12 protein-coding genes and 2 pseudogenes are annotated in these 18650 nt (G+C 62.7%); 8 read left to right on the top strand and 6 right to left on the bottom strand.

The features are described 5' to 3' along the window. Nucleotides 1–233: 233 nt before the first annotated feature. Nucleotides 234–1808, bottom strand: a complete 1575-nt coding sequence (locus ON753_RS04560) for an ABC transporter substrate-binding protein (RefSeq protein WP_265961388.1) — start codon at nucleotides 1806–1808, stop codon at nucleotides 234–236. Between the two features lie 515 nt (nucleotides 1809–2323). Between ON753_RS04560 and betC the strand changes: the two are divergent. After that, nucleotides 2324–3840, top strand: a pseudogene (gene betC / locus ON753_RS04555) (choline-sulfatase). 201 nt (nucleotides 3841–4041) lie between these two features. Here the strand turns inward: betC and ON753_RS04550 are convergent. After that, the gene (locus ON753_RS04550; RefSeq protein WP_265961387.1) at nucleotides 4042–4941 is read right to left on the bottom strand and encodes a LysR substrate-binding domain-containing protein; all 900 of its coding nucleotides are present in this window, start codon (nucleotides 4939–4941) and stop codon (nucleotides 4042–4044) included. Nucleotides 4942–5644: 703 nt separating this feature from the next. Between ON753_RS04550 and uvrB the strand changes: the two are divergent. The 3 genes and pseudogenes from uvrB to ON753_RS04535 form a co-directional block, all read left to right on the top strand. After that, a pseudogene (gene uvrB, locus ON753_RS04545) lies at nucleotides 5645–8101 on the top strand (excinuclease ABC subunit UvrB); the annotation flags it as partial. Nucleotides 8102–8565: 464 nt separating this feature from the next. Further along, entirely contained in the window at nucleotides 8566–8853 is a 288-nt protein-coding gene (locus ON753_RS04540) for a GIY-YIG nuclease family protein (RefSeq protein ID WP_265961384.1), read from the top strand. A gap of 231 nt (nucleotides 8854–9084) precedes the next feature. After that, entirely contained in the window at nucleotides 9085–9339 is a 255-nt protein-coding gene (locus ON753_RS04535; RefSeq protein ID WP_265961383.1) for a hypothetical protein, read from the top strand. A 243-nt stretch (nucleotides 9340–9582) separates the two neighbouring features. Here the strand turns inward: ON753_RS04535 and ON753_RS04530 are convergent, their stop codons facing one another. Beyond that, a complete protein-coding gene (locus tag ON753_RS04530; RefSeq protein WP_265961382.1) occupies nucleotides 9583–9960 on the bottom strand; it encodes an OmpA family protein in 378 nt (125 codons plus the stop codon). After that, entirely contained in the window at nucleotides 9944–11683 is a 1740-nt protein-coding gene (locus ON753_RS04525; RefSeq protein WP_265961381.1) for a hypothetical protein, read from the bottom strand. Before ON753_RS04525 ends, ON753_RS04530 begins: the two co-directional genes overlap by 17 nt. A 547-nt stretch (nucleotides 11684–12230) precedes the next feature. On the opposite strand from ON753_RS04525, the gene ON753_RS04520 reads away from it, so the two are divergent. Next, a complete protein-coding gene (locus ON753_RS04520; protein WP_265961380.1) occupies nucleotides 12231–13745 on the top strand; it encodes a coiled-coil domain-containing protein in 1515 nt (504 codons plus the stop codon). A gap of 90 nt (nucleotides 13746–13835) precedes the next feature. On the opposite strand, the gene clpS is transcribed toward ON753_RS04520, so the two are convergent. Further along, a complete protein-coding gene (gene clpS / locus ON753_RS04515) occupies nucleotides 13836–14138 on the bottom strand; it encodes an ATP-dependent Clp protease adapter ClpS (protein ID WP_265961379.1) in 303 nt (100 codons plus the stop codon). 720 nt (nucleotides 14139–14858) lie between these two features. On the opposite strand from clpS, the gene ON753_RS04510 reads away from it, so the two are divergent. After that, on the top strand, nucleotides 14859–15221 hold the full coding sequence (locus ON753_RS04510) for a DUF6665 family protein (protein ID WP_265961378.1): 363 nt from the start codon (nucleotides 14859–14861) through the stop codon (nucleotides 15219–15221). A 214-nt stretch (nucleotides 15222–15435) separates the two neighbouring features. Further along, nucleotides 15436–16440, top strand: a complete 1005-nt coding sequence (locus ON753_RS04505) for a DUF1402 family protein (protein WP_265961377.1) — start codon at nucleotides 15436–15438, stop codon at nucleotides 16438–16440. A gap of 30 nt (nucleotides 16441–16470) precedes the next feature. Here ON753_RS04505 and ON753_RS04500 read toward each other — a convergent pair whose 3' ends face one another. Next, a complete protein-coding gene (locus ON753_RS04500) occupies nucleotides 16471–17091 on the bottom strand; it encodes an MBL fold metallo-hydrolase (protein ID WP_323054794.1) in 621 nt (206 codons plus the stop codon). Nucleotides 17092–17336: 245 nt separating this feature from the next. Between ON753_RS04500 and ON753_RS04495 the strand changes: the two genes are divergently transcribed. Continuing rightward, nucleotides 17337–18437 carry a DUF1176 domain-containing protein gene (locus tag ON753_RS04495; RefSeq protein WP_265961376.1) on the top strand — a complete coding sequence of 367 codons (1101 nt, stop codon included), beginning with the start codon at nucleotides 17337–17339 and terminating at the stop codon, nucleotides 18435–18437. The last annotated feature ends 213 nt before the right edge of the window (nucleotides 18438–18650 follow it).

The raw sequence follows: 18650 nt of genomic DNA, 5'->3' as shown, positions 1-18650 counted from the left end.
GAGTTGCCGACAATGCACTACCCTTCCATCGTCCTCCCGGACGAAGCGAAGCGGAGATCCGGGATCGGGGGCGAGACCTCCCGGACAAAATGGAAAGCCCCGTGGCTCTCCGGTCCCGGCGCGCGCTGCGCTTGGCCGGGAGGACGAGGAGAAGGTCTGCCAAATGACGAAGGGGCGCGCAAAGCTGCACGCCCCTCTGATTTGAACGTCGATGTGACCGGGCGTCTCGCCTGTTACGCGAACCACCAGCGCTCAATGGCGCGGAAGCCGTCGAGGGTCCAGTTGGCGCCGACGGTTTCGGGATGCTGGACCTTGTCGTTGAGAGCCATCACGTAGCTGGCGAACATCGGAACGACCACGCCGCCCTCGGTGCGCACCAGGTTCTGCATCTCCCGGTACATCTCCGCGCGCTTGGCCTCGTCGAGTTCCGAGCGGGCCTTGATGAGAAGCTCGTTGAAGCGCTCGTGCTCCCAGAATGTGTCGTTCCAGGGCGCGCCCGAGGCGTAGGCGACGGAGAACATCCAGTCTTCCGTCGGCCGCCCGCCCCAGTAGACGGCGCTGAACGGCTTCTTCATCCACACGTCCGACCAGTAGCCGTCATTCGGCTCGCGCACCGGCTGGATTTCAATTCCGGCAGCTTCCGCGCTGCTGGAATAAAGCACCGCCGCGTCGACCGCGCCGCCGAAGGCCGCTTCGGCCGCCGACAGTTTCACCTTCAGCGAGTCGAGGCCGGCCTGCTTCAGATAGTATTTCGCCTTGTCCGGATCGTAGCTGGTCTGCTCCAGGTCTTCCGCATAGAAGCGGTTCGACGGGCTGATCGGGTGATCGTTGCCGATCGAGCCGTAGCCGAACAGGATCTTGTCGAGCAGTTCCTGGCGGTTGACCGCGTGCTTCAGGGCCATGCGGACGTTGTTGTCGTTGAAGGGCGCTGCGCGTGTGTCCATCGCGAACGTGTAATGCTGGGTGCCCGTGGTCGACAGGATCCTGACATTCGGCGACCGCTCGAACAGGCTGACGGTCTTCAGGTCGACCTGGTCGATGACGTCGACATTGCCGGTGAGAAGGGCCGACTGGCGCGCCGCGGGGTCGACGATGGTCAGAAGCTTGACGGCGTCGAAATGGGCCCGGTCCGTCTTCCAGTAATTGGGGTTGCGGGTCAGTTCGGCGATCACCCCCGGCTCGTAGTTCGTGACCTGGTAGGGGCCGCAGCCGTCGCTGCTCGTCGGGTCGATCTTGCCGTCCTGGGACTTCATGATCGGCAGGTGATAGTCGCTGACCACGTAGGGGAAGTCGGCATTGCCCGCTTCCAGCGTGACCACGACCGTTTCACCGTCAGCCTTGATGTCGGTGATCGGGCTGACGAAGGGCTTGGCGGCCGAGGTGCTCTGGTCGCCGCGGTGGTGGTTGATCGAGGCCACCACGTCGTCCGGCGTCACCGTGCCGCCGCTGTGATATTCGACACCCTGGCGGATCTTGAAGGTCCATTCCTTGGCGTCGGGAGAAGCCTCCCAGCTTTCCGCAACTTCGCCGACCAGCGAGCCGTCCGCGGCTATTTCCACCAGATAGCCGTGGCGGGCGGTGGCGAAGACCTGGACATAGACGTTGTCCCAGGTGCCCGGATCATAGTTCTCGTTGGTGTTTCCGGCGGCGATCCCGACGCGCAGGGTCCCGCCCTTTTTGGGCTGCGCCGCAGCCGGGCCCACCGCGAACGGACCTGCGAAGGCAGCGGCCCCGAGAGCCGTCGCGCCCTGCAGGATGCTGCGCCGGCTTATACCGGACTGTCTGGTTGGATGATGAAGAATGCTCATTTCCCTGTTCCCCTTCTTGTGGCTTCGCGTGTTGTGGCTTCGCGTGTGCTGAGGCTACGTCGCGTAAATTTATTGGCGGACAAAAAGATTATGCGTCCTCCTTGATGCCCGGCAACTGAAAACCTGATTTAACATAATGATTTTGATTGATTGCTCAATCAAAAAAAATACTCGTTGCCGCGAACAGTGGCCTGCCGGCACGATGAGGCACTCGTGATCGCACCGGAACACTCGCATCTTCTTGGGGAGCAACTGGGCGGAACTTGCGTCCGGACGGCCGGACAGACTGTCTTCATGTTCTTGACTTAAGGAACACTTTCGCCGCCCGGCCCGGTTCGGGTTATCGCCCGGCTTCGCCGCCCGCCCTGCGGCGGCAGGTCCGCAGGGGCAAGGTCGCATAAGCACCGGTTATACCTTGCATAACGAACTCTCTATGGAAAAGGCTGGTTTCCTGCGCGATGGCTACTGACAAACCGGCCTCTGCGCCTGGCCGGGCACAACTGAGGAAGGCCTCCATGACCAACCCGAAAAACATCCTGATCCTGATGGTGGACCAGTTGAACGGGACCCTGTTTCCCGACGGTCCGGCGGATTTTCTTCACGCACCCAACCTGAAGAAACTGGCGGACCGTTCGGTGAGGTTCGAGAACACCTACACGGCCTCGCCCCTGTGCGCGCCGGGTCGGGCGAGCTTCATGTCCGGCCAGTTGCCGCGCCGCACGGGCGTCTACGACAACGCGGCCGAGTTCGCCTCGGACATTCCCACCTATGCCCACCACCTGCGCCGCGCCGGCTACGCCACCTGCCTGTCCGGCAAGATGCATTTCGTCGGCCCGGACCAGTTGCACGGCCTCGAGGAACGCCTGACTACAGATATCTACCCCGCCGATTTCGGCTGGACGCCGGACTATCGCAAGCCGGGCGAGCGCATCGACTGGTGGTACCACAACATGGGCTCGGTCACCGGGGCCGGCGTCGCCGAAATCTCCAACCAGATGGAATATGACGACGACGTCGCCTTCCAGGCGGTGCGCAAGATCCACGATTACGGCCGGGGCAAATATGACCGGCCCTTCTGCCTGACCGTCAGCTTCACCCATCCGCACGATCCTTATGTGGCCCGCAAGCGGTACTGGGATCTCTACGAGGACTGCGAGCACCTGCTGCCTCAGGTTCCGGCTATGGACTATGAGGAGCACGACCCGCATTCGAAACGCATCTTCGACGCCAATGACTGGCGCAAGTTCAACATCACCGACGAGGACATCCGCGGCTCGCGCCGCGCCTATTTCGCCAACATCACCTATCTCGACGAAAAGATCGGCGAGATCCTGCATGCACTCGAGGCCATGGACCTTGCGGACGACACCACCATCCTGTTCGTGTCCGACCACGGCGACATGCTCGGCGAGCGCGGCCTGTGGTTCAAGATGAACTTCTTCGAGGGCTCCGCCCGCGTGCCGCTGATGGTCGCCGACAAGGACCTGGCGCCCGCGCATATCGCCACTCCCGTCAGTACGCTCGACGTGCTGCCGACCGTCTGCGACCTTGCCGGCATCGACATGAGCGAGATCATGCCCTGGACCGATGGCGAAAGCCTGGTGCCGCTGGCACGGGGCGAGGCGCGCGCCTCCCCGTCCTGATGGAATACGCGGCGGAAGCCTCCTACGCGCCGCTGGTCGGCATCCGCGAAGGCGACTGGAAGTACATCCATTGCGAACTCGACCCGCCGCTGCTTTTCAACCTGGCGGACGACCCGCACGAACTCACCAATCTCGCCGCCGACCAGGCCCATGCAGGGGTCGCCGCGCGCTTTGCCGATGCCGTCGCCGGCAAATGGGACATGGCCGGTTTCGACGCGGAGGTCCGACAGTCCCAGGCCCGCCGCTGGGTCGTCTACGAGGCGCTTCGAAACGGTGCCTATTTCCCCTGGGACTACCAGCCCCTGCAAAAGGCCTCCGAACGCTACATGCGCAACCACATGGACCTGAACGAGGTCGAGGCGAGCCAGCGATATCCGCGCGGGGAGTGAGCGGACGGCGGCTTTGGCAAGGGGTCATCCCGGGCGAACGAAGTGAGGCCCGGGACCCACTCGTTTCCAGAGCGCCGGTCTTTGAAAAGACGGCTCAACAATGAGTCCATCAGCGCCTGTCCGGAGTGACACATTGGTGAGCGCCTGGGAGTTAAGGTCCCACCCCGGCAGCCAACAGCCTCGGATCGGCACTCATCCCCGTCACGCGAACCCGGCGAACCGCTCCGCGAATTTCGCGCCGTTGCCGCTGGCGACGGTCAGGAAATAGCCGCGATTGCTGGTCGCTTCGTGGGGAATGGCCTTCACAAGGGTCCCGCGCTCGATGAGGCCGTCGACCAGCCCGTGCCAGCCGAGGGCCACGCCGATGCCCTCCGTGGCGGCCTGGATGACCAGGTCGTAGGTGTCCAGGCTGGTGACTTCCGTCGTCGCCCGGCCGCCGACACCGAAACCGGCAAGCCACTCCTTCCAGTTGAACCAGTTGGCATTGGCCGGCGCCTTCAGGGTCAGGAGCGGCACCTTGAGCAGGTCCTCCGGCCCCCTCAGATCCGGATGGCGCCTGAGGAAATCCGGGCTGCAGACCGCTGACACCGTTTCGTCGAACAGCTTGATGGACCGCGTGCCTTCGCTGCCTGCCTCGCCCATCCGGATGATCAGGTCGGCGTCGCGGGAGTTCTGTTCCGTCGGGTTCTGGGACGTGAGAACCGAAATGTCGAGGGGATGAAACGCTTCCCGCAGTTTTGCGATGCGCGGCAGCAGCCAGAAGGCGGCAAACGCGTAGTCCACCGAAACCAGCAGGCTGGGACTGGCCTTGCGGTGCTGGAACTCCTCGAATGCCTCGGCGAGCTGCGTGAGCGGCGGCGCGACGCTGGCGTAGAGATCCGCCCCGACCTCCGTCAGTTCCACGCCCCTGTGCACCCGCCTGAAGAGATCGGCGCCAAGCGATATTTCAAGGTTCCTGATCCGCTGGCTGAGGCCCGGCTGGGAAAGGTTCAGCGCCCTGGCCGCCGACGACAGCTGACCGTGCCTGGCAACCAGCACGAAGGCGCAAAGCTCGACGCTGTAGCGGCGCAGAGCTGCATAAGCTTTGCTTATGTCTTCCATGACATTGATCCCCGGGAACCATGGATTTTCCCGGCAAGTGATAGCCGATCCCCCAAGATAAGTGAATGGCTGGGCAAAAAGGCCCCCTGCCCCGGCAATCCGGACCCGTCTCAAGGCCGGACGGGATTTGCAGCCCGCGTCCCGTCCGCCCGGCCACGCAGCCGTTTTCCGCCCGCGCCCGCCGCACTTCCTGACAACCTTGTGTCAGGAGACTGACAGGAAGTGGCAAAAAGCGGAACAAAGCCGCAACCGGCCCCTTTCCTCGCGCGCGGAACCGGACCATATTGCGCCCATGAGCAAACGCCCCATCAGACAAGATCCCGACGACACCAGCACCGCAGACGGGTTCGGCGAAGCGCCGCAACGGCCGCTTTCCGGCACGCCGCTCACCGGCTCGATCAGCGACTGGGCGGCGGAGATCGCCGACGAGGCGGAGAAGCCCGCTGGTCAAGAGGGCGGCAAGGGAAAGGGCACTGCGAAGGCGCGTGCGGGCGCCGCCGCCAAAAAGGAAAAACCGGCCAGATCCGCCCGCGGCACGTCCATCGGCAAGGCGGACAGCGCCCGCGAACGCGCGGCCGGCGGGCTGAACCCGGTGGCCGGGCTCGACCTCTCGCTGGAGCAGGCGGAAAAGCTCGAGCAGCACCTGAAGGAAAACCGCAAGAAGAAGAAGACGGAAAGCAAGTTCGGCGAACTGACCGGCGATCAGGGCGCAACCGCGACTGTCGAGGCCCTGGCCGCGCTGATCGAATCCGGCAATCCGCTGCACAAGAACGGCGAATTGTGGGTGCCGCACCGGCCGGACCGGCCGGAAAAGTCCGAAGGCGGCGTGCCCATCAACCTGAAATCCGAATACGAACCCAAGGGCGACCAGCCGACCGCCATCGCCGAACTGGTCGAGGGTATCAACACGGGCGAGCAGACCCAGGTGCTGCTCGGCGTCACCGGATCGGGCAAGACCTACACCATGGCGCAGGTGATCTCGCGCACGCAGCGCCCCGCCCTGATCCTGGCCCCCAACAAGACCCTCGCCGCCCAGCTCTACGGCGAGTTCAAGTCGTTCTTCCCGGACAACGCGGTCGAGTATTTCGTGTCCTACTACGACTATTACCAGCCGGAAGCCTATGTGCCGCGCACGGACACCTATATCGAGAAGGAAAGCTCGATCAACGAGCAGATCGACAGGATGCGCCACTCCGCCACCCGCTCGCTGCTGGAGCGGGACGACGTCATCATCGTCGCCTCGGTGTCGTGCATCTACGGTATCGGCTCGGTGGAAACCTACACCGCCATGACTTTCGCCATCGAAGTCGGCGAGCGCATCGACCAGCGACAGCTGATCGCCGACCTGGTGGCCCTGCAATACAAGCGCAACGATGCCGCCTTCCAGCGCGGCACCTTTCGCGTCCGCGGCGATACGATTGAACTGTTTCCCGCCCACTACGAGGACACCGCCTGGCGCATTTCGCTGTTCGGCGACGAAATCGAGTCCATCACCGAGTTCGACCCGCTGACGGGCCAGAAATCCGGCGAGCTCAAAAGCGTCAAAGTCTACGCCAACTCGCACTATGTCACGCCCAAGCCGACGCTGAACCAGGCGATCAAGTCGATCAAGACCGAGCTCAAGCAGCGGCTCGAGGAACTGCACCAGCACGGCCGCCTGCTGGAGGCGCAGCGGCTGGAACAGCGCACCATGTTCGACCTGGAGATGCTGGAGGCCACCGGCTCCTGCGCCGGCATCGAAAACTATTCGCGCTACCTCACCGGCCGCAAGCCGGGCGAGCCGCCCCCCACTCTGTTCGAATACCTGCCGGACAACGCCATCGTCTTCGCCGACGAGAGCCACGTCACCATTCCGCAGATCGGCGCCATGTACCGGGGCGACTTCCGCCGCAAGGCGACTCTGGCCGAATACGGCTTCCGCCTGCCCTCCTGCATGGACAACCGCCCGCTGCGCTTCGAGGAATGGAACGCCATGCGGCCGCAATCCATCGCGGTCTCCGCCACCCCCGGCTCGTGGGAAATGGAGGAGGCCGGCGGCGTCTTCGCCGAACAGGTCATCCGCCCGACCGGCCTGATCGATCCGCCGGTGGAAATCCGCCCGGCCACGAGCCAGGTCGACGATCTGCTGGGCGAAGTCCGCGAGGTGGCGCAGAAGGGCTACCGCACGCTGGTGACCACGCTGACCAAGCGCATGGCCGAGGACCTGACCGAATACCTGCACGAAAACGGCGTGCGCGTGCGCTACATGCATTCCGACATCGACACGCTGGAGCGCATCGAGATCCTGCGCGACCTGCGCCTGGGCGCCTTCGACGTGCTGGTCGGCATCAACCTGCTGCGCGAGGGCCTCGACATTCCCGAATGCGCGCTGGTCGCCATCCTGGATGCGGACAAGGAGGGCTTCCTGCGCTCGGAAACCTCGCTGATCCAGACCATCGGCCGCGCCGCCCGCAACATCGACGGCAAGGTGCTGCTCTATGCCGACCGCATGACCGGCTCCATGGACCGCGCGATCGCCGAGACCAACCGCCGCCGCGAGAAGCAGCTCGCCTATAACGAGGAACACGGTATCACCCCGGAAACCGTCCGGCGGTCCATCGGCGACATCCTGCAAAGCGTCTACGAACAGGACCACGTCACCATCGATGCCGGCTTCGCGGAGGAAGGCAACCTCGTCGGCCACAATCTCAAGAGCCATATCGAGGACATGGAACGCCGCATGCGCGACGCCGCCGCCGATCTCGACTTCGAAACCGCCGCCCGCCTGCGCGACGAGATCAAACGCCTCCAGGAAACCGAACTCGCCGTCGCCGACGACGCCATGGCCCGCCAGACCGACGTCGACGGCCGCACCGGCGGCTATCGCGGCGACAAGAAATTCGGCGCCGGCGGCTCGAAGGAAGGCGCCAGCGGCATCTCAAAGCCGAAGAAAGGCTCCCACGGCCGTCCCGCAACCGCCATGCCGGCCCCGAGCGCGAAAGTGCGCAAGAACACGCTCGACGAAATGACCGTCGGCCGCACGGAAGTGCCGCTCGGCCGCGGCGACGATCCGGTCAAGCCGGTTGCCCGCAAGAAGATCGGCGCAGGGTCCTATGAGGATCCGGCGGAGGAGAAGCGCCAGCGAGGGCGGCCAAAGAAGAGCGGGCGGCCGGGGCGGTAAAGAAGCTCGTTTGCTCACGTCTCCTGACCGGGTTCGCGCGGGATGACCGCTTTCCGGGCAGGTTCGACCCTGCCTTAGTACGTCCGCTCTGGAAACGATCAGATGCCACGTCACGTCCGCGATGACCACCGGACATGTGGCACGGCCTCCCCCTCCGGTGTCATCCCGACTTGATCGGGGATCTAATCCACCCTTTCCACCGGCAGGAAGGCTAACCTGTGGCAGACCGTCCGGCCCTGCTCCCCTTCACCGGCTCTGGAATCCAATGGGTCCCCGATCGCGCTCCGCTTGTCGGGGATGACTGCTTCGGGGTTGGGTCGGCCGTGCCTTTGTACATCCGCTCTGGGAAACGATCAGATGCCGCGTAACGCCCTCCATGACCACAGGACATGCGGCACGGCCCCACCTCCGCTCCGGAGTCATCCCCGACTTGATCGGGGATCTAATCCACGCAACAAAACGATATGACGTTCTTTGTCTATATTCTGGCCAGCCGGCAACGGGGAACGCTGTATACCGGCGTGACCAATGATCTCGCCCGGCGGATTCATGAGCATCGTGAGAAGACCGCAAGCGGGTTCACCCGGCGGTATGATGTGACCCGGCTGGTTTACTACGAAAGCTTCGAGGCCCCCGACCTCGCCATTGCACGCGAAAAGCGCCTGAAACGCTGGCGGAGAGAATGGAAGATCCAGGCGATTGAAGAGTTCAATCCCGATTGGCGGGACTTGTACGAAGATCTTAACCGGTAGCTGTTTGCGGAAAAGTGGTTTGGATCTCCGATCGCGTTGCGCTGGTCGGGGATAACCGTTTCGGGGATGGTCGGGCTGTGCCTTAGTATGCGTCCACGCTGGTAGCGATGTGGCCGCGGAACTGGCCCCGGGATGTCCGCCCGCGTTTGTGACACAGCCTCGCGTATCCGCTTCCTCGAATTCCCGTTGCAGGCTACTCTCCCCAAAGGCACTTTTGCCGGGGAGGCTGTCATGCGGGTGGTTTGGGCTATTCTGGGTGCGGTCGCCGGGTTGGTGATCGGCTATATCGGCTCCGTGGTGGTTATCTACCCGATCGTCGTGGCGATCGACGGACCGGACCGCGACGGCGGTCTTGCCATGGGCGTCGCCTTTACGATCGCTCCCGCGCTGGCGGTGATCATCGCGGTCATCTGCTTTATCGTCAGCCTCCGACTGACCCGGCGGAAGAAGCCCGCGGCCGGTCCGGGTGGAAATTCCGGGATCTGAGTCACATCGCGGTGCAGCTAGGCTCTGAGCAACGCGCCTGTTGTGGTTGGAAGTTGAAGCCGCGCCTTCGGCGCGAATGATTTCTGGATCCCAGACGTCAGCGTGAGCGCAGCGAACACTCCATTCATTCGAACTGCACAGATCAGATGACGAAAAACCGCGCTGCCGTATGAGTGGCAGCGCGGTGCTTGTATCCTCCGCAAGGCCCCGGCGGTGGCTGGCACCGCCGAAGCTATCCATCGCCTACTGCTTTTTGGCGCTCAGCAGCGGTGTGATGTTGCGGAGCGTGACGCGGCGGTTGCGTTCGTCCGGGCCCTCTGTCTCGACCTTCAGATACTGCTCGCCATAACCCTGGATCACCATGTTTTCCGGCGGCACGTCATAGACGTCCGACAGGATCCGGCCGACGGTCTCGGCACGGCGGTCCGACAGGGCCAGGTTCGAGACTTCCGAACCGACGGCGTCGGTGTGGCCCTCGATCAGGAGAACGGTCGACGGATCCTGCTCGATCAGCGCGATCGAGGCGCGGGCAAGGTCTTCCAGGAGTGGGACCTGGCTTTCGCGGACCACGGCACTGCCCGAGCTGAAGGTGATCGTGTCGAGATCAACCCTGCGGACCATGTCGCGGACTTCCTCGCTCTCGCGAACCTGGCGCAGCGAATAGCCGTGATCGAGCTGGACCACCGGCGGTGCCGCGAAGGTCTCGTAGATCGTCTCGTAGCCCACCTGTCCGGCCGGAACGATGTAGTGATCGCGCGGAATATCCACCCTGTAGTCCGGCACATCGTAGTACCTGTCCCGCGGGTCGTAGTGCAAATTGTCGATCAGAACGTATTCCCGGCCATCCGGCAGGATGCGGGACCGGAAGAGGACATAGCCGGCGGTGTCGCGAGATCGTCACGACCTGGGTGCCGTCGACGCGGGTGACCGTTTCGCGCGTGCGCCCATGGCTCAGCCGTTCGACGCGGAATTCGGCTTCACCGTAGCGCAACAGGCTGCTTTCGTCCTTGTGGATGTAATAGCCGTCGTCACGCTCGACGATGATCCGGTCGCCCTGGTCCTCGACGACCCTGCCGCCGAGGGCCGGGATCAGCGCACCGACAGCCACGCCGACGGCCGCCGCGCCGAGAAGTTCCAGGCGATGGTCACGCGCATCTTCGCGCCTTTCCTCCTCCTGGGCCTGAAGCGTGGTCTGCTCCGCCTCGGTGAAGTCGTCGGACACCACGGCAGCGGGCTCCAACCGCTCCTCAACGGCCTGCGTTTGCATCGGCTGGCCGGTCTCTTCCTTCAGCGCCCTGGCCGGCTCGCTGAGCTCCTCGGGCTCCTTGACCTGCGTTTCTTCAGTGGGTGTTTCTTCGGCCGGCGCTTCTTCAGTCTGGGTTTCTTCGGTCTGGGTCTCGTCAACGGGCAACTCGTCGGCAGACTGTTCGTCCGTCGGGGCCGTGTCTTCCGCAGGAGCTTCTTCCGCCGCAGGCTCTTCGGCGGACTGCTCCGTCGTTTCCTCAGGGGCTTCCGAAGGCACCGGAACCTCTTCGGCCGCAGGCGCCGTTTCCTCGGCAGGAGCCTCGTCCTCCGGAGCGGCTTCGTCAGTGGCCGGCTCTTCGACGGCGGGCTTTTCAGCAGGTACCTCGTCGGTGACTGTTTCTTCCGCCGGAGCCGTTTCCTCAGGCGCCGGCTCCTCGGCAGGCTGCTCTTCCGCCGGCTGCTCCGTTTCGGGAGCCTCCAGCGTCGGCGGAGCTTCTTCCACCGGGGCTTCCTCCACCGGAGCTTCTTCCGCCGGCGTCTCTTCTACCGGGGCTTCTTCGGCGGGGGCTTCCTCTGCCGGAGCTTCCTCTGCCGGAGCGGCTTCGTCAGTGGCCGGTTCTTGGGCAGGAACCTCTTCGGCGGGAGCTTCCTCTACAGGTGCAGTTTCCTCAGGCGCCGGTTCCTCGGCAGGCTGCTCGACAGGCGGCGGCGCCGCTTCGGGGGCCTCCATGGTCGATGGGGCCTGTTCCGCCGGCGCTTCTTCTACCGGTGCTTTTTCGGCCGGGGCTACTTGCTCCGGCGCCGGTTGCACCGCTTCAGGCTTTTTGGCGGGCTCCTGGGGGACCGGCTTCCTGGCGGGCTCCTTGTCGGGCACCGCCGCCTCGGGGGCTTGCTCAGCCGCCGGGGGCGCCTCCTCGGCCGGCTTGCCTTTCGCGGGTGGGGTTTTCTCTGCAGGCGGAGCAGGCTGCTCGCAGGCTTCCGGATTGGCTTCGCAATCAACTTCCCTCTCCTGAGCGAAGGATGCGTTCGGCAGCATCTGCAGGGTCATGGCAAGGACCACGGCCAGTGCAGTTGAGTTTCGCAAGTGTTTCGTTTTCATTTTTCCCTCTTGAGGTGACCTCTTTAGTCCTGCCTCGTCCTGTTCGACCTAACCCTGCGACTGCGGCGATCCTTCGACGGCCGTGCGGCAGCCTCAGGGCAGTCCTGTGGGCAAACTTCGCGCAACGCGAAGAGCCGTCAGAACACACGCTCAGATCGAAGGCAGGTTCCGGACCGGTCTTCCGCTCACGCGTCAGTTCGCAAGAACAACGCGCGGGAAGGCATCCGGCTCCATCTTCATTGCTAAAAATCGCGCCCTTGAAGAAAAACAGGGCAAAATCCCGGTCCCGGTCCGGACGCGGCGAGCCGTTTTTCATCCCCTCGGCCCCGCTTTTCCGCCCAGGCCGCAGCCGCTCCAGATTAACCATAGCGGCAGATCCGGCAAAATGCAGGGGATATCTGTCTTCTGGGAGCACCGGTTCGCGTTGTATCGTGCCCACCGCTCTCCCTGGGTCGTTGAAACACCCGAGGCTTATGGGTTAATAAAGAGTTAACGTTTTGCGTATCTTTCACCGGTGCGGCGCCGGTGCGGAAGTCAGGAGACACGAATGGGCATTTTCTCGAAATCCTCGCGGCCGGGCGCTGACCAGGACCAGCGGGTCGAGACAGAGAGCGAAGCCGGCAGCCAGACCGGAGCGGACGAGACGGTCGAGGCGGACGAAACCATTGACACCTCATCCACGAGCAACGTGGAGCACCTGTCGCCCTTCGCCCTGAGAATGCAGGAGAAGCTGAACCAGCTGGACGGGCTGAAATCCCGGATCGGCGGGCTCAACCAGACCTTCGACCAGATGGCTGCCTTCGCCGCGGAAAGCCAGACCAGCATCCGCATGATCGCGGACTATCTGGAAGGCTCGCGCACCAGCGTCGAGACCGAAGTCCGGCTGAAATCGGAAAACGCCAAGATCTCCACGGATCTGCTCGATGCCCAGCACAGGATCAGGACGCTCACCAACCAGCTGGAAGACGCACAGGCGGAGGTGCACTCGCTGCGCAAGCGCTCGACGGAAACCCGCACTGCGCTGGAATCGGCCCGCAACGACATCGTCTCGATCCGCGACAACAACAAGAAGGTCAACGAAGAATACCGCCTGCAAAGCGCGAAGCTGGTGGAGGTCAACTCCCGGGCCTCCGAGCTCGGCGGTCAGCTCAACGACCTGAAGGCAAAGTTCGACACGCTGGAGAAGCACGCGGAAAACCTTGGCGCCGACCTGGAAGCGGTCAGGCACCGGGAAAAGGAACTGCAGCAGAACCTTTCCGAAAGCGCCAAGCTGCTGGAGGACGAGGTCCGCAAGAACAATCAGGCGACCAGCGAGCTGGAAGCTGGCCGGCGCGAGCTCGCCGAGTTCCGCAACGAGAATATCGACCTGAAATCCCACCTGGATGTCGCCAACCAGGAACTGGCCTATGCCAAGTCCCGGCTGGAAGAAGAGCAGCGCAAGCATGACAACGAAGTCTATGCGCTGAACTCGGAGGTGGAAAACCTGTCGTCCCAGCGGCGCATCGGCGCCCAGTCGCTGCAGGAGATGGCCCGCGAGAATTCAGCGTTGAAGGAGCGCAACCGCGATCTCCTGAAGCGCATGCAGGAAATCGAACACCTTCTGGACAGCGCCCAGAAGAACCACGAGAAGGACCGCAACGAGCTGATGGCGACCACGGCCAAGCTGCGGGAGATCAACCTACGCTACAATTCGGCCCTGACGGACCTGAACCATCAGCGCAACCAGAACCAGAAATACGCCGACAGCCTGGAAGACCTGATCGACGAGAACAAGCGCCTGCAGCGCTACAAGATCCAGATGGACACGGCCAACGAGCAGATCGCTCAGCTGAAGTCCGTGATCATCAATTACCAGATGGCGATGGAAGGCAAGGGTCCGGCGGAAGAGCTCGGCCTGACCGAGAATTACGACCCGGCGGCCGATCTCGGCATCACCGAACCGCTGCCGACGGAATACGAGCCGGTCGATCTGGATGACGGATCCGTCTCCGACGATGATGACGGCCCGGACGGCGATTCCCCGTCGGGCCGTGACGACAAGATCGTCAAGCTGCGCGACTGACCGGAGCAACAGGCACAACGGAAAACCCGGCCGCTGCGGCCGGGTTTTGCTCATCTGGGCCTTGTCTCCGGGATCGGCACCCGTCCCGGCTTATTCCGGCTCCACCGCGAACTGCAGCGGATAGCCGAGCTGGCCGGCAGCATCGATGGCCCGGGTCGCTTTCGTTTCCGCCACGTCCTTGGGATAGACGGACACGACGCAGGCGCCCTTCTGATGCGCGGTCAGCATGACGACCTCTGCCTGTGCCAGGTCCAGCCGAAACTCGGCCTTCAGGATGAGCACGACGAACTCCCGCGGCGTATAGTCGTCATTGAGCAGAATGACCTTGTAGAGCTTCGGCTTCTGAACCTTGGTCTGCTGCTTGATTTTGGGCTTCAGGTCGAAATCGCTCATGGCACTGGCCTAAGATACGGGCTCATAGAATTGAATGCACTGATCGCTCTGGAGCGAACCGGGCTCGGCTGTCGAAGACTGGTCACTTGAAGTTGCCGATCCCGTCGGCAGACGGTTCCGTTGTTTCGATCATTATAGTGCATGGCAAAGACGAAAAAAACATGGCGGAGGCGAACTCCTACCTCTAACTGAAATGCGGTCAGCATCTCAAAACAACTAACGTTTTACCAGATAGAAAATCAACATCGAGAAACCAACGAATGTAATTAGATATCCATCATATGGAAATGGAACTGTTGCGTATATTAATATACAAAAAATCACCGCAATTACTGCAAGTATAAATAGTTTGAACTCTTTGTGCATTGCACATTGCCCTTTTAGATAACTTCGTGCAACCGATGCCCCAAAATAATTTTGCTTACGAGGTCAATAAAAGCCATAATCAGATCGTCCAAAAATTTGACCACAAGACTCTGCCATAAGCAGTGCGAACCCTGTAAGTCCCCGGGAACAAAGTGATTTGGTTGATTTTCATACTATGCGCCCACATTTAGGCTAGGGGCTGGGAGCCGCCTCGACGAAACTTTCCGGCCCGGAGCGGATCTACGGGGGTGCAGACCGCGCCAGCTTGAACGGGCTCGCCCTGATCAACCCGGCTGTGGGACCATCCTGCTGTCCGTAAGCACAAAGAGCAAGTCCCCCTCTTCTGGAACGCCCATGTCCATCGTCCGCCCGCCCCGATCCGCCCGGGATACCGACAAGGATCCGCTCGCAGCAGCGCTGGAGCAGGAGATATTCAACGAGAAGGCGGCAACGCTTTCCCGGCTGAACAAGAAGCTGGAGACGGCGCTTGCCCGGCTCAAGGAGGCCCGCGAGGAACCCGGCCTGCCCGAGGACAGGCTGCGCCACCTTCAGGCTCAGGCCGGCGAAGCGCTCTGGCATGTCACCATTCAGCGCGAACTCTGCGGCCTGCGGCACCACAAGGCTTTCTACGACTTCCTGGCCGTTCCGGGGGAAGTCCGCCTGCTGATGGGGCCTGCCGGCAGCATTGCCCCGGCAAAGGTTTCACGGAAAACCTGAACCAGTGACCTGCATCACTTCTTTGTTGATGGCCCCCGCTTAAACGGAGGAAGCAGTTGCATCTTCCATGGCGGGGTGCTTTTTACTGGGGGCTTTTGGCAAAATGGGTTATTTGCAGTCGCGTTCAGCGGAAAGTGTGAAACCGCTGCGGATCAGCGGCGCGGGATTTCATCGCCAGCGCCTTGAAAACAACAATACCAGGCGCAGAGCGAACATGACACGCAGGAAGACAGGTCGGCTTTCAATGGGATCCAGGCTGGTGACGGGATGCCTCGCCCTCGGATTGCTGCTGAACCCCGTCCTGCCCGGTGTCTCATTCACCCAGCCTGCCCACGCCCAATCGGTCCGTGTCGTGCCGGAAGGCAACCGGCTTCGCTCGCAGCCGGATGTTCCCTTTGCCTCGGCGCGCCGGACGTCGGCCTCCAAATCCAGCTATGACGCGAAGTTCGAAAAGGTGCTGGGCGTTCTGCGGCGCGACCGCCGCCTGATTTCCTCGATCAAGCGGGTGGCCGGGCGCTACGGCATCGATCCGGTCCATATCATCGGCGCGATCGTCGGCGAGCATACCTATAATTACGACACGCTGGACAGCGCCCAGTCCTACTATGTCAAGGCGCTGGCCTATGCCGGCATCAACTTCAGCTTCGAGCTGAACGGCGAACACGTCGATGAATTCGTGGAGCGGCCCCAGTTCGACCGTTGCCGCAAGGAAGATATCCAGAAGAGCAGCAACCGCCGCTGGTCCTGTTATGAAAGCGTCTGGAACGCCAAGTATCGCGGCCGCACGGTGGATGGCGCCCGCTATCCCAGGAAGAACTTCAACGAAGCTTTCTTCCAGCCGCTCTTTTCCGGCCAAAGCTTTGGCCTGGGTCAGTTGAGCCCGCTGACCGTCCTGAAGATGAGCGATCTGGTCGCCAGGCAGAGCAACTTCCGCAAGCTCGATGCCGCCAACGCGGAAAGCGTCTACAAGGCGACCATGGACCCGAACGTCTCGCTGCACTACATGGCGGCGATCATTCAGGACGCCATTGCCGCCTACAAATCGGCCGGCAAGGTCGATATTTCCAAGAACCCCGGCCTCACCGCAACGCTCTACAATCTCGGCGACCCCTGGGATCGGGCGGCCAAATTCCGCCGCAGTGGACAAACCTGGCCCAAGGAGAACTACTACGGCTGGCTGGTCAACGACCGGATCGAAGATCTCAGGAGCTTGCTGTAAGGGGCCAACGCTCCGCGATCAGAAGCAGCTTCACGTCAGGAACGGATTGGTCTCGCGTTCGTGGCCGAGTGTCGAGGCCTGTCCATGGCCCGGCACGAAGGAGATATCGTCTCCGAGCGGCAGCAGCTTTTCCTTGATCGACCTGATCAGCGCGGCATGATCGCCCCCTGGCAGGTCCGTGCGGCCGATCGAACCGGCAAACAGGACATCGCCTGAAATCGCGAACCGCAATTCCTTTTCGACGAACACCAGATGTCCCGGCGAATGGCCCGGGCAATGGAGGACATCGAACATCCGGCCGGCGATCTCCACCTGGTCGCCTTCGGCCATCCACCGGTCGGGGGTGACCGGTTTCACGCCTTCCACGCCGAACTGCGCCGCCTGGTCGGCCACGCGGTCGATCAGCGGACGGTCGGCTTCATGCGGCCCCTCCACCGGAACGCCGAGGGCAGCGGCCAGATCGGCCGCACCGCCCACATGGTCGATATGGCCGTGGGTGAGCACGATCTTGTCGACGGTGACACCCTGCTTATCGATGGCCGCCTGAATACGGTCCACGTCACCGCCTGGATCGACCACGGCGCCGCGCATGGTCGCCGGGTCCCAGACCAGGGAGCAATTCTGCTGGAAAGGCGTAACGACGATGACCATCACCTGAATCGGCGGCGTGTCCTCATCGCCTCCGCCAGTCGTGTCTTCCCCGCCGGGATTTGAGGTCTCCTGCGTCACAGCCGTCTCCTTCCGAAACATTTGGCCCATAGTACAGCAAGAAATGCGGGACAACACCTATGTCCGGCATGTTTCTGCTTGCAAGCCGCTTCACCTTATCGCGCACATTTCGTACAAGAGTATAGGCCTCTGAGAAGAAGGCAAACTCAATCGAGTCACCGGACCTAATGACGCTGAGACTGCTTACATTTCTGATTTCCGCCGCAATGGCTCTCGCTGCCGCGTCCAGCGCAGTGGCGCAGCCCGGCCGGACCGCCCCCAGTTTCGACAGCTGGACGGCGGACTGCAGCAACACCGGGGTGTGTTTTGCGTCTTCCCTCACCCGCACAAAGTCCGTCTGGGTGGACCTGCGCATTATCCGCGACTGGCCGGCCGAGGCCCAGCCCCTCATGCGCCTGACCACCAACACCACGCTGCCCGTGGAAGGCACGTTGCGTTTCGATGTGGACGGAGCGGCGGTCGAGGCCTTGCCGCTCGAGCAACTGCGCGAAATGCAAGGCGCGGTGGTGCCTCCTGCAGGTTTCCGCCCTCTCGGCGGCGAAGGCTTCTGGTATCCGACCGGGCCGGCGACAGCAACACTTCTGAAAGCCCTGCAAGAGGGCAAGGAACTGACGGTCCGTCTGCCCGCGGCCGAGGACGGCGCGGATCCGATAAGCGTCCCCGTGTCCCTTCAGGGCCTGAAGGCCAGCCTGCTGTGGCTCGACAACCGGCAGAACCGCACGGGCACCGTTGCCGCCATCGTGGCGCCGGGCACCGCACCCGCCGAGGACGCGCCCCATGCGCTGCCGGTCATGAGTGCGCAGGAGTTGCCGCCGGAAGTCGCCGCGGTCTGGTCCGCCAACCGGCTGTGTTCGGAAATCGATCCCGCCATCTTCGCCAGCCTCAATGCCGTACGCGTGCCGCTGCCGGAAAACGCGTCGCTCTACATCATCCCCTGCGGCGCCCCGACCGCACATAACAGCCCCTATGTCGCGGTTCTGGCGAGCAAGGACGGCGCGGCCCGCCAGATCCACGTTGCCCGCATGTCCGACCAGGGACCGATCGCGACCGATCTGATCTACAACGCTCACTGGAGCCCTGCGGATCAGCAGCTTGTCAGCTATTTCAAGGGCTCGGGAGTCGGCGAATGCGGCCTGTGGAACCGATGGGTGTGGAACGGATCCGGCCTGGTGCTTCTTGAAGAGGCCACAAGGAACACGTGTGACGGTACGGAACCCGACTTGTCCAAATGGTCAAACTCCTGGCCCGCGAAAAACGCTTCGAATTAGCGCGCGGACCAAGGATTCTCTTGCGGTTTTGCCCTTCCCGCCCTTATGATGTTGACGCAGCGGCTGGATAGGGATGCAGCAGGATTGTTTCAACCCGAATTCAGAGTGTTGAACGGGCGCACCATGTGCGCCTATGGGAAGTAACTCGACTGTGAAGGCGGGTGAGAGTGGTCCTTATGTGCCGAAAGGGCGCAGCAGTTAAGGTGATTTGGT

Origin of the sequence: Roseibium salinum, assembly GCF_026240905.1 — a bacterium.
GTDB lineage: Bacteria > Pseudomonadota > Alphaproteobacteria > Rhizobiales > Stappiaceae > Roseibium > Roseibium salinum.
Note: the sequence above shows the minus strand (reverse complement) of the source record. Positions and strands in the feature narration are given on the sequence as shown.